We start from the raw sequence: 12540 nt of genomic DNA on the forward strand, positions 1-12540 counted from the left end.
TTTAAGTGATTAGTAGTTATTGCAAAAGGTTATCGAGTATGTGCATATGCTCTTTATTGATATTGTAGCGCTCCTTATAGTCCTTTACCAGTACATCGGCACGCTCTATCTCCTTGCCGTTGCGTATAAAGTTGACAAGAAGCGTATAGAGTACAAAGTCACGCAGCTCACCTTCATAAAATGACGCCAACTCTTTATACATGCCTTCAAAGACATCGGGGATTTTATAATCTTCTCCTCTTTCACGAGCCTGATATTCGTTCCGGTAAAAACAATAACGCATAAGCAGACCGGCATATTCAGGAACGCGTAAGGAGGCGGCATCTTTACGTAAAACATACCCATCCATCAATTTCCAATAATCGCCTATCTCTTGCTTTTCGACAGGCAATTTACGGGTTTCGGCATACATGACAGGATATTCCATAAACGAGTTGTAAACGAGCGACTCAATTTCAGCCATAATATAATTGGCCACAGAAGGTGCACATGCGCTCCCGACCTCTTCAATCATATTTTTTACCTTATCGAGCAATAGACGTGAATCATTGATGCGATCTTTCGGTTTAACATCAAGCACCACACATCCCAACAATTGCGTTTTATAACGCATATCACGCTTCAGTCGCTCAATATCACGATACAAGCGATTATGAAAAACCGCCTGTTCGGTCCCGGTGAAATCGATAGAAGTAACATTCTTTCCTTCATAACGAATCACAGCATGCAAGCTATCCCCGGGCAGTAACAAAACTTTTGTCCGACCATTGATAAACATAGCGACAATTTGCTCGGTATCAAATGGATAACTATGGATTTCTCCCGGGTTTACATGAAACTCCTGATGAATAAGTGGAGTCTGCACGCAATCAAAATAAACCATATTACGCTGGTAATCATAGACTTGAGCACTGAGTATAGTTTTTTGTATCTGCGCTATTCCCCATATTGGCAAGAATGCAGACACACATAATAATGCGAATCTTTTAATCATAAATTTTGTGTTTTGTAATAATAATGTTTGTTATCGTGTTTAATCCGGAAGGATAAAAGAAGGTGATTTTCAAGCAAAAGGATCTCTCCGTTTAATCATTAAACGTGACCGAAATAATGATTTTTCAAACAAATAGTAAATATTACCACTTTTCATAACACAGAGATTTTTAACTTTGTTTGCATTTAAAGGAAGTAACCTTCAATGAGTTTCATTTTAGTAGCATAGAAATAAATAGTCAATACTTTACGATTATTTTTCATTCATTGATTTGCGCCGAAAATACTATATTTTTTCAAATAAAAAAAATAATCGCACAAAAATAAAAGAAAAAAGCTTTTTAAAGCCCACTTTTGGTTTTAAAATAAAATCGAATGAATAAAAAAGAGCTAAATAAAAAGTCTGCTCAATCATTATTCCCTTTTACGAAATTACATAAAAAGGAACAGATAGATTACAGACTTTTTATCCGGCTCTAAAAAACGTTATTATAAAAAACTTTAATAAAAATTCAAATTCCCAATAATATCGATTCCATTAATAGCTGATCTTCACACCGGCGAAGAAGCTCCGCGGCGCGCCCGGTCCGTAGATATAAGCGGAATCGCGGGAAGGACCTTTGTCGAAATCTTTCTGATAGGAGTTGAACATGTTCTGAACACCGGCATAGGCTTGCAGGGTATAGACCTTATACAACGGGAAGTCGTAAGCCAGTTTGCATCCCATCTCGAAGAATGAAGGAGTTTTGAAAGTACGCGGGCCGTAAGTGGTTGCCGTCTGATCCTTACCGTGCTGCAGGCGATCGGCATGAATGGTAGCGGCGGGCTTGCCATCGAACATGGTCAGCGAACCGTCATCTTCGGTCGGTATTTCATGCCCCACCAGCATATTGCCAGTGTAGTTGCCTGAAAGGGAAACGCTGAATCGTTTGACGGGATTGACCGTAGCCACAAAATAGGAATATACGTTCGGCGTGCGATACATGCGGCGGGTGGTATAAGCGTCATCATCATTCCACTGGCGCTTCGTATCCCAAAGGCTTTTTTGCACGGTAACTCCCGCCTGAAATTGGGCAAGGCTCAGGTAAGCGAGCTTTCCTTCGAGATTGGCTCCGTACACCTTCGCCCCGTCGGTATTGGTACGATACTTGCGGATAAACGCCTTTCCGTTTTCCACCGCGTTCTGTTGCAACGAGCCGAACGCATCGTTCAGCTTGGTATAGAATCCTTCGGCCATCAGGTTCAACTGCCATGCGCCGAAACGGTGGTACCAGTCTACCGAACCGCTGAAACTGTGTGACGTTTCTTCTTTCAGATTCGGGTCGAGCACGGAAAGGATGAGTTCGCCTCCGGCGTTGTCGACATGAAGGTCTTCATCGAATATCTGGGGAGCGCGAAAACCTTTGCTGTAACTTACACGCAGACTCAAATCTTTCACGGGGTTGAAGCGCAGATTGGCGCGAGGGCTTACAATGACATGCTTGATCATGGAATGCTTGTCGAAACGGGCTCCCACCAGCAGGCTCAGCCAATCGTTCTTCCACTCGTTCTGCGCGAAAAGGCTTTTCACATGCACTTTCTGAGTGATGGGCGCCGGGCGGTAACCGCTGATATCATCGAGCTTATCTCGGGTATACTCCCCTCCCACCGTAAGCTGTGAAGGCATAAACAGCAATTTCGAAAAATCGTAAGAATATTGTGCTCCCAACATATAGGTAAGTCCGTCGGTACGTCCGTACGACGCCATGCGTTTATCGAGTTCCAACCAATCTTCGTTCGTCAGTCCGTTGTGAATCTGCGGATTGAACTCCTCTTCAACCTTTTTGAGGATGTCGTCTTCGGATATGTCCGGCGTTTTCTTTTTCAGATCCGCGATGAATTTATCCTTGGCAGCCTCTACATTCTTTCTTCCTCCGTCGATGATGTCGGAAGCCAGTTTGTCGCTCCCTCCGTAGTAGCTTTTCCGGTTCACCTTCATAAACGAAGCGTAGGCATTGAAGTGATGCTTGCCGTCGGGGCTCATCAGGCTGTAATTCAGGCTTCCGATGTTGTTGGTATGTTCCAGTTGTTCGGCAATGTGAGCGTTATGAGGTTCGTTCTTCAGAAGATCGCCTCCGCGACGGAATTCGTGAGTATTATGAAACTCCGCAGTGACTTTCGAATAATCCGTCGGCTTGATAAAAGCGCGGAATCCCAAGGTGCGGCCGTCGAGCACCGGCATTTCGGTATATCCGTCGCCGTCGCGGTCGTAACCGGAACGGTGGCGTGCCTGACCGAACAAAGTGATTCCCATGCGGTTGTTATCCGTCAGGATGGAACCGTTGAAGTTGGTGGTATTTTCGAACGTATTCAGTCCGCCCAAGCCGCGAAGCTCGTGCGAAATGCTTGCCGAATTGCTCAACGGTTCTTTGGTAATGATGTTGATGGTTCCGGCAATAGCGGAAGAACCGAACAAAGCGGAACCTCCCCCACGCATCACCTCCACACGCTCGATCATGTTGGCGGGAATCTGTTCGAGGCCGTATACGCCTGCCAATGCGCTGAATACGGGGCGCGAATCAATCAATATCTGCGAATAAGGACCGTCCAGACCGTTGATGCGCACCTGACTGAATCCGCAATTCTGGCAATTGGTCTCCACGCGCACGCCCGGCTGGAACTTCAATCCCTGAGCCAAGTCGGTAGACTGGGTGCGTTCGAAGAGCTTCATATCCAACACATTCACCAGCGTAGGCGCCAGCCGGCGTTTGGTTTCGTTACGGTTGGCGGAAACCACCACCCCATCCAATGCCACCGCATCCTCTTCGATCTCGAAATCTTCTTCGAGGGTTTTGCCTTTTTTCAAGGTGACATTCCGGGTTACCGTCTTATAACCAATGGAACTTACTTCGAGCACGAAATTGCCTTCGGGCAGATTCTTCAGGAAGTAGTGCCCGGTGGCGTCGGTCACCGTTCCGATAGTGGTACCTTTCAACGTTACGGTAATATAAGGCAGGTGTTCTTTTGTATTTTTATCCAACACATGTCCGACAATATTAGCATCGGACTTTTTCAACTCCGGGTATTCCGGATGATTTGCCATTGCCTGCGTCAAAGCACAGCAAAGGCTAACGAGAATCATGATATATTTTTTCATTTTCGTCAGTTTGTTTTTTTATTTATATGAGAATCGGGGTGCCGAACCACCGGACACGAAGTACGGGACACGCGACACGCGGAAAAGTCCGGAATAAGGTATATATCCGGATACGGCAAACAGCAAAGCGGCTTAACGCGTGGGAGGAGCCCTTAGAGAGACAATGCCTTGGCAAGCGCTACGGAAAGCCCTATGCCGGGGACGCGTGAAAAGGATGTGTAATAGAAATAAAACAACGGCGGTAAGTAAAGGAGTCAATCCGAAGTCGGTAGTAAGCAAGTGATTCAACAGATGAATCAGTTGGAACTCGACCGTGGTATGAGTATGCCCGCCGTCTTTCTTAAAAGGATGGGAGTGAACAATGGTAACCCTGTCGACAACATGGGAGTGCATAAACAAAGTGATGCCTGCCATGTACGAAATAAACAGTACAGGCAGAAACCACTTCAATATATATTTATGCAATTGTTTCATCGTTCGAGTTACGCGACAAAAATACAAAAAAGACAAATACCGCCCAATCCCTATTTATAATGATTCGTTGTCGGGCACTATACCACCGCTGTGGCAATCACCTGAATAAACAGAATAAGGAATACCATGGCGATGGGATAAACCGTGGCGTATGCCACACTCGGGATGTTGCTGTCGACCATCGAATCGGCGGCGGCAAGACCGGGCGTACTGGTCATACCTCCGGTAATCGTGCCCAACAAATCGAGAATATTGATTTTGAACACCAAACGGCCCACCAATACCGCCGCCAGCATAGGTAGCAAGGTAATGGCGGCTCCTACGCCGAAAAGCAGCAGCCCGCTTTCCTGGAACGTAGATACCAGATTCTTACCGGCAGATGTCCCCACTTCGGCAAGAAAAAGCAGGAGTCCCAACTGGCGCAACAATTGATTCGCAGGACCGGACATCGACCACAGTATGGGGCCTGTCTTACCCACGGCACTCAAGAAAAGAGCCGTCATCAGCACACCGCCCGTCAATCCCGGAGAGAAAGAAAGGCCATCGGGGAAAGAAATATTCAGCTTCCCGAACAAGACTCCCAGCACAATGCCCATGGCAATGGGGAAAAAGTCGGTATCCGACAGTTGCTTCGCGTTGTTTCCCAGAAGCCCAGCCACACTTTTAATACCCTCTTTCTCGCCCACCACCGTCAGCTTATCGCCGAATTTCAAAGCGAGTTCGGGCGATGGCGAAAGGTCGATACCGCTTCGGCGGACACGGGTCACCGTACAACCGAAATTTCTTTGCAGATTCAAATCGCCCAACTGCTTGTTGATCATATCTTTTTTGGTGAGCAACAGCGATTCGATTTCCTGCGTCTGATCCAAAGGAAGCTTCCCTTCTTCACGTTCGCCTACCAGAACCGCCAGTTGATTGAGTGACTCTTCACTCCCCACCCCTTGTATATAATCGTTTTCACGAAGCATGGTCGAAGCTTTGGGAATACTAATCTCACCGTCGTGCTTGAGACGCGATATGACCGCTCCCGTCATGGCGCGCACATTGATTTGCGCCAAGCTGCGGTTGAATACCGCCGGATTCGTAACCCGATACACGCAAGTTCTCAGCTCCGGATACTGCCCGCGACGCTCTATCTCAAGACGGCGGGCTTCCTGATCGAGGTCGATCCGCATAATCTTAGGCAACAGCTTTACAAAAAGGATAACGCCGATGACACCGAACGGATAGGCGATACCGTAAGCTATCGAAGCCAGCGGAGAGTTGGTGCTGTCGATAGCCACAGCCAAACCGGGCGTACTGGTCAGAGCGCCTGCTATCAACCCCACCACGCTGGGCGTATCGATATCGAAAGCATATTTCAGCCCGACCGCCGTGAGGCAGGCGGAAGCAATAATAAGCACCGTGATAATGATCAGCGTCTTCCCCTTGCTGCGGAAAGAGTCGAAAAAACCGGGTCCTGCCTGTATACCGATGGTAAAAATAAAAAGAACCAGTCCGAAATTACCCAGCTCTTTAGGAATAATCACTCCAAAATGGCCGAAAAGCAGCGCAATGAAAATAACAGCCGATACGTCGAGAGAAAGGCCTTTGATTTTAATTCTTCCCAACATAAAGCCCAACGCCACAATCAGAAAGAGCGAGAAATAAGAAAAGTTCAATAGATCTGTAAACATACAAATATAAAGATTGGTTAATTTGCGGGGCAAAGTTACAAAAAAGTCTATAGAAAGACTTCTCTCTACGAATTTTTATTTTCATTCGTTGAAACTTCCCGCTCATCTCCCGGCGGTTCAAAGATTGTTTGCAGCGATTGGCGCTGACGACCGACACTTCGGTCTACAAACAAGTGTTTGCGGAATCACACAAACAGCCTTTACATTCCACCTCCAGCGTCACATGATGTATTTCCTCCTCTTCGAGCCGGTGCTTCAGCCGGTGCTTCACTTCTTCCATCTGCCTCATATCGTCGATCACCACATGCACCGTAAGCGCGGTTTCGGTGGTGCTCAACGCCCAAATATGCAAATGATGGCAATCCGTCACTCCCGGTGTTTCCAAAATCGTTTGCTTCACCTTCCCGGAGTCGATACCCACAGGAACACCGTCCAACGACAGACGAAGGCTGTCGTGCAGCAATCCCCAAGTGGAAACTATGATCACAACGGCTATCAGCAGCCCGATGACGGGGTCGACAATGTACCAGCCCGTATACATAATGATAAAGCCCGAAACCACCACACCGACAGAAACCAGCGTATCCGCCGCCATGTGCAGGTAAGCCCCTTTCACGTTCAAGTCTTTATCTTTATCTTTCATAAACAGCCAGGCGGTAAGGGCATTGATCACGACTCCCGCACCCGCCGTCCAGACAATCGCCGATCCGGCTACGGGAGCGGGATGAATGAGCTTTTCCACACTCTCCGCAATGATGACGCCCACCGCTACCAGCAGAATAACGGCATTCAGCAGCGAAACCAGCACCGTACTTTTCCTGTAGCCGTATGTGTAGCGGCTGTTGGGGCGCACCTTCTCCAAACGGAAAGCCAGCATAGCCAACACAAGGCTCGCCACATCGCCCAGATTATGTCCCGCATCGGAAAGCAACCCCAGTGAATGATAATAGAATCCGGCCCCGAACTCGATAATAACGAATGAAAGATTGAGGACAATACCGGCGACGAACGCTTTGTTGAGCGATGTCAGGCGGTGATTGTGCTCGTGATGATGGTGATGATGTGAATCCATATATCCCAGAAAATAAATACTTATTTTAAGTCCGTTTCTTTTGTTTCACCCACAAAGGTAGCGCAAACCATCGTACGAGGCAATACCTATTTCTACTTATTTTCACCTTGTCGTCCGCACTTTTCATACCCATGCAGAGGCATTAAAGCGTCCGGCAACAATCACCGTGACGTTTGAAAAAACACGGTGCGCCTTTTAAAAAAAGCCCGCCGTGTTTGTATTCAAAGCCCGCCGCCTTTTTTTCAAAGCCCGCGGGCTTTGAAAAAAAACAAGCCATCAAACAAACCAATACTTACAACATATCGACCAAACTTTTCAAGAAACCCATTTTATTTATCAACAAAACCGCTTAGACTTAGCTATTTTTTAACGAACTATTGCATTGTTTGTTTTGTTTTTCATACATTCGCAGAATTAATTAGCAATATGATATTTTATTCTACAAAATAATAGAATATTTATTCATAATACCGATTTTAAACAACATTATGTTTAGTCTAATTAAAATATTAATTAAATATGATTCAAGATAACTTCCTTATGAGATAAGCATCTTAGGGCTTAAATTAACAGCTGTCAGATGGTTTACTACGTTTATAGGCGTGTATATATTGTCAATAGCTATGGAAAAACAATCATATGAATAAATAACAAGAAAGACGATGAAAAGTAAAAACGGTTATTTTGGACAATATGGCGGAGCATTTGTAAGCCAATCGTTATCTCCGTTACTGCAAGAAATAGAGAGCAATTTTAAAGCATATATTCAGGATGATGATTTCAAAAATGAGCTTGAATGTATTCAGAAAAACTTTATCGGTCGCCCAACTCCCTTATTATATGCGGAAAATCTCACAAAGCATCTGAATGGAGCAAAGATCTATTTCAAACTTGAATGCTTAACCAATACCGGCGCTCATAAAATAAACAATGCTGTCGGACAAGCTTTACTCGCTAAGCGAATGGGTAAAAAAAGAATTATTGCAGAGACAGGTGCCGGACAACACGGAATAGCAACAGCTTGCATCTGTGCCAGATTGGGGTTGGACTGCGAGATCTACATGGGCAGAATTGACATGGAACGGCAAAGGCCAAATGTGTTTTGGATGGAGATGTTCGGTGCTAAAGTGATTCCTGTCGATAAAGGCACTAAAACTTTAACAGATGCAGTGGATGAAGCGTTTAGAGTATGGGAAACAAGAACCGAAGATACATATTATTTAATAGGCAGCGCTTTAGGCCCGGCTCCATATCCTGATATGGTAAGAGAGTTTCAGTCTATCATAGGAAAAGAAGTAAAAAGTCAATTTCTGGAAAGGGAGCATTCCCTTCCGGACATTATTATAGCATGTGTGGGTGGAGGATCTAATTCAATAGGAGTATTTGCAGAATTTCTAAATGACTCTGAAGTAGAATTAATAGGTGTTGAGGCCGGTGGAAACGGAGAACATATAGGAGAACATTCATTAAGAATGAGCGGAAAGGATGCTTCGGTAGGTTGTATTCAAGGTTATAAATCATTTTTTTTACATGATGGAGACTCGCTTCTGCCTACGCATTCAATCAGCGCAGGTTTGGATTATGCCGGCATTGGTCCACAATTAGCTTTTTTAGGAGAAACCGGTAGAATCAAGTTCACAAAAGCGATGGATAATGAGGCAATAAATGCCATAAAACTGACAGCAAAGTGTGAAGGAATCGTACCGGCCTTGGAGTCATCGCATGCCATCGCAGAGGCCATTAGAATTGCCCCGACTTTAGATCCCGCAAAAAGGATAGTGGTAAATATCTCAGGCAGAGGAGACAAAGACATCTTCATAACTTCCAAAGCCATTGCTTCGGAAGAATGGAGTGAATTTTTATCCGAAGAAATCAATAGAATCAATACTCAGAACGCAGTCTGACTGTAAGCGTTTAGCGGGGTTGTCGCTTAAGCGTAAGCACTCAGCACTCAGCCCCATGCTGCAATGTCTTTAATTCTTGGAGGTGTCTCTTAAAGATTTCGACTTTTACGCTCTCGGATGCTACAAAAAAACAAGCCATCGGAAATGAATCGCTTCATTCCAATGGCTTATCCCCTTTAAACACCTTTAAACAAAAATGAAATATGCCTATTGCCAACTAACCCCGGGCTTCGGCAATATAACCCAGCACTTCTTTACATTTATCGGTTACATACGTCCAATCTTCCGCAGCTACTTTGTCTTTCGGGAACAGTTTGGAGCCCATGCCTACGCAGAATACTCCGGCTTTGACCCAAGCGGTCAGGTTTTCTCTGGTGGGTTCCACCCCACCCGTCACCATCAGCTTAGACCAAGGCATCGGCGCCATCAGCCCTTTCACAAAGTTTGTTCCGTACACATCGCCCGGAAATACTTTGCAAAGGTCGCAGCCCGTTTCCTGCGCGAAGCCTACTTCGGATACAGATCCGCAACCCGGAGCGTAAGCCACCGCACGACGGTTGCAAACTTTTGCAATCTCGGGATTGAACAGCGGGCCTACCACGAAGTTAGCCCCCAATTGCAAATACATGGCGGCAGTGGCGGGATCTACAATCGAACCGATCCCCATTGCCATCTCGGGGCACTCTTTGGCTGCGAATTTCACAATCTCCGCAAAAACTTCCTGCGCGAAATCACCTCGGTTGGTAAATTCGAAAGCGCGCACGCCGCCTTCATAGCAAGCCTTTATCACTTTCTTCGCCACTTCCGCATCTTTATGATAGAATACAGGAACCATACCTGTAGAGCCGATCTTACTCATCACGGCCATTTTATCGAATTTTGCCATTTTAGTCTGTTTACTGTTTAATGATTCATTTATCTCTGTACGCGTCCGCTCGCGTCTCCGCCTGCCAAGGCTTCCACCTCTTCGGCAGACACAAGGTTGAAGTCGCCGTTCACCGTATGCTTCAAAGCGGATGCGGCAACCGCAAATTCAAGTGCTTCGCTCTGGTTCGGTTTAGTCAGCAAACCGTGGATAATGCCGCCGGAGAAAGAGTCTCCTCCGCCTACACGGTCGATAATGGGATCGATATCGTAACGTTTCGAAGTATAGAATTCCTTTCCGTCGTAAATCATCGCTTTCCATCCGTTGCGAGTGGCCGAGAAAGATTCGCGGAGTGTGGAAATCACATATTTGAAACCGAATTCTTCCATCATCTGACGGAAAATTCCCTTATAGCCTTCGGCATCCGTATGTCCGGCTTCCACGTCGGCATCGGGCTTAAAGCCCAGACAAAGCTCGGCATCTTCTTCGTTGCCGATACATACATCTACGTATTTCATCAAAGGCTTCATCACAGATTGGGCTTTTTCTTTCGTCCAGAGTTTCTTACGGAAGTTCAAATCGACAGACACAGTCACGCCGTTACGCTTCGCCGCTTCGCAGGCCAGACGGGTAAGTTCGGCAGCTTTGTCGGAGATAGCCGGAGTAATGCCCGACCAGTGAAACCAGTCTGCTCCCTGCATGATTGCGTCGAAGTCGAAATCGGCGGCATCCGCCTCAGCGATAGCCGAATGAGCACGGTCGTAAATCACCTTGCTCGGACGCATGGAAGCTCCGGTTTCCAGATAATAAATCCCCACACGGTCGCCGCCGCGGGCTATAAAGTCCGTCTTCACGCCATATTTCCGCAAGGCATTCACGGCGGACTGACCGATCTCATGTTTCGGCAATTTGGTTACAAAATAAGCCTCGTGTCCGTAGTTAGCGCAACTCACCGCAACGTTTGCCTCTCCTCCGCCATATACCACGTCAAAAGAGTCTGATTGAACAAAGCGGGTATTGCCCGGAGTTGATAATCTAAGCATGATCTCGCCTAATGTAACGACTTTCTTTCCCATAATCTTATATTTAAATTCTTTAGTTGTTTGATACAATAAACTTTTAAATTATAATCTTTTCGATATTTATGCACATAATACACTGAATAAAAGATAATTAATATCATACACCATTCAGGAGTCAACCAATTCGTGTGCGAGCACAAAGATACAACTATTTTCGTAATTACAAAAGTTGTTATATATTTGTGTCGAAAATATTAAGATTATCATTGTGTCCGTACACAAATAAGAAATCGAAATGAACAATCATGAATAAATTGCCTGAAAGAATCAGAATCAAAGACATCGCGCGTCTGGCGAACGTATCGGTAGGAACAGTAGACCGGGTTCTGCACGGACGAAGCGGCGTATCGGAGTCGAGCAGGAAGCGGGTGGAAGAAATTCTGAAGCAGCTGGATTACCAGCCCAACATGTATGCCAGTGCCTTGGCCTCGAACAAGAAGTACAGTTTCGTCTGCCTGCTTCCCAAGCATTTGGAAGGAGAATACTGGACAGCTATCGAGAAAGGCATTCATGAAGCGACCGTGACTTATTCGGATTTCAACATCTCGGCACACATCCGCTACTACGACCCTTACGACTATCGCTCGTTTGTGAATGCCGGAGAAGCAATTCTGGCGGAACGCCCCGACGGAGTAATGGTGGCTCCCACCGCTCCCCGGCACACGAAAGGATTCACCGACGGACTGAAAGCGAAAGGTATACCTTATATATATATAGACTCGAATATCAAAGAAGAGCCTCCCCTTGCTTTCTTCGGACAGAACTCACGCCAAAGCGGATATTTTGCCGCCCGCATCCTGATGCTACTTGCCGGGAATGAAAAAGAAGTCGTGATTTTCAGGAAAATACACGAAGGCATTGTGGGCTCCAACCAGCAGGAGAGCAGAGAAATAGGCTTCAGGCAATACATGCGGGAGCATCATCCGCACTGCAACATATTGGAACTCGACCTGCATGCCGAGCGAAACGATGAAGACAACGCGATGCTCGACGAGTTTTTCCGTTCCCACCCGGCGGTAAAGAACGGCATTACCTTCAACTCCAAAGTTTACATCATAGGCGAATACCTGCAAAAGCGAGGGAAAGAGGGATTCAACCTCATAGGATACGACTTGCTGGAGCGCAACGTGACCTGCCTGAAAGAAGGCAAGGTGTCTTTCCTCATCGCCCAACAACCGGAACTGCAAGGCTTCAACGGCATCAAGTCGCTTTGCGATCATCTCATCTTCAAAAAAGAGGTGACGTGCGTCAATTACATGCCTATCGACTTGTTGTCGGTGGAAACGATCGACTATTATCATAGCAAATAAACCCACCTCATTTCGCATCATCCAAATG

Annotated in this window: 9 protein-coding genes; 2 read left to right on the forward strand and 7 right to left on the reverse strand. The window is 46.2% G+C overall.

Translation table 11 applies throughout. From position 1 onward, the window contains the following. Positions 1-16: 16 nt before the first annotated feature. The 5 genes from C234_RS0114075 to C234_RS0114100 form a co-directional block, all read right to left on the reverse strand. Positions 17-994, reverse strand: coding sequence for a hypothetical protein (locus tag C234_RS0114075; RefSeq protein WP_027326280.1), 978 nt, complete (start codon positions 992-994; stop codon positions 17-19). 537 nt (positions 995-1531) lie between these two features. Next, complete coding sequence (locus tag C234_RS0114085; protein WP_027326281.1) at positions 1532-4129, reverse strand: TonB-dependent receptor; 2598 nt, start codon at positions 4127-4129, stop codon at positions 1532-1534. A 132-nt stretch (positions 4130-4261) separates the two neighbouring features. Next, positions 4262-4603 carry a hypothetical protein gene (locus C234_RS0114090; protein ID WP_027326282.1) on the reverse strand — a complete coding sequence of 114 codons (342 nt, stop codon included), beginning with the start codon at positions 4601-4603 and terminating at the stop codon, positions 4262-4264. A 77-nt stretch (positions 4604-4680) separates the two neighbouring features. Then, positions 4681-6279: an aspartate:alanine exchanger family transporter gene (locus C234_RS0114095; protein WP_027326283.1), complete on the reverse strand. Its 1599-nt coding sequence runs from the start codon at positions 6277-6279 to the stop codon at positions 4681-4683. Between the two features lie 163 nt (positions 6280-6442). Continuing rightward, positions 6443-7351 (reverse strand): cation diffusion facilitator family transporter, encoded by a 909-nt coding sequence (locus C234_RS0114100; protein WP_027326284.1) that lies wholly within the window; start codon positions 7349-7351, stop codon positions 6443-6445. 662 nt (positions 7352-8013) lie between these two features. Between C234_RS0114100 and trpB the strand changes: the two genes are divergently transcribed. Then, positions 8014-9255, forward strand: a complete 1242-nt coding sequence (gene trpB / locus C234_RS0114110) for a tryptophan synthase subunit beta (protein WP_027326286.1) — start codon at positions 8014-8016, stop codon at positions 9253-9255. 217 nt (positions 9256-9472) lie between these two features. On the opposite strand, the gene C234_RS0114115 is transcribed toward trpB, so the two are convergent. Together C234_RS0114115 and C234_RS0114120 are read right to left on the reverse strand one after the other, a co-directional pair. After that, positions 9473-10141, reverse strand: coding sequence for a bifunctional 4-hydroxy-2-oxoglutarate aldolase/2-dehydro-3-deoxy-phosphogluconate aldolase (locus C234_RS0114115; protein WP_027326287.1), 669 nt, complete (start codon positions 10139-10141; stop codon positions 9473-9475). Between the two features lie 29 nt (positions 10142-10170). After that, complete coding sequence (locus tag C234_RS0114120) at positions 10171-11196, reverse strand: sugar kinase (RefSeq protein WP_021644770.1); 1026 nt, start codon at positions 11194-11196, stop codon at positions 10171-10173. A gap of 251 nt (positions 11197-11447) precedes the next feature. On the opposite strand from C234_RS0114120, the gene C234_RS0114125 reads away from it, so the two are divergent. Next, positions 11448-12512, forward strand: coding sequence for a LacI family DNA-binding transcriptional regulator (locus C234_RS0114125; protein ID WP_021644769.1), 1065 nt, complete (start codon positions 11448-11450; stop codon positions 12510-12512). The last annotated feature ends 28 nt before the right edge of the window (positions 12513-12540 follow it).

The organism is Bacteroides pyogenes DSM 20611 = JCM 6294 (genome assembly GCF_000428105.1).
Classification (GTDB): domain Bacteria; phylum Bacteroidota; class Bacteroidia; order Bacteroidales; family Bacteroidaceae; genus Bacteroides; species Bacteroides pyogenes.

Bases quoted from the DNA above. Each gene is read 5' to 3' on its own strand.
- C234_RS0114075 (WP_027326280.1), bottom strand. From the start codon at position 994: ATGATTAAAAGATTCGCATTATTATGTGTGTCTGCATTCTTGCCAATA.
- C234_RS0114085 (WP_027326281.1), bottom strand. From the start codon at position 4,129: ATGAAAAAATATATCATGATTCTCGTTAGCCTTTGCTGTGCTTTGACG.
- C234_RS0114090 (WP_027326282.1), bottom strand. From the start codon at position 4,603: ATGAAACAATTGCATAAATATATATTGAAGTGGTTTCTGCCTGTACTG.
- C234_RS0114095 (WP_027326283.1), bottom strand. From the start codon at position 6,279: ATGTTTACAGATCTATTGAACTTTTCTTATTTCTCGCTCTTTCTGATT.
- C234_RS0114100 (WP_027326284.1), bottom strand. From the start codon at position 7,351: ATGGATTCACATCATCACCATCATCACGAGCACAATCACCGCCTGACA.
- trpB (WP_027326286.1), top strand. From the start codon at position 8,014: ATGAAAAGTAAAAACGGTTATTTTGGACAATATGGCGGAGCATTTGTA.
- C234_RS0114115 (WP_027326287.1), bottom strand. From the start codon at position 10,141: ATGGCAAAATTCGATAAAATGGCCGTGATGAGTAAGATCGGCTCTACA.
- C234_RS0114120 (WP_021644770.1), bottom strand. From the start codon at position 11,196: ATGGGAAAGAAAGTCGTTACATTAGGCGAGATCATGCTTAGATTATCA.
- C234_RS0114125 (WP_021644769.1), top strand. From the start codon at position 11,448: ATGAATAAATTGCCTGAAAGAATCAGAATCAAAGACATCGCGCGTCTG.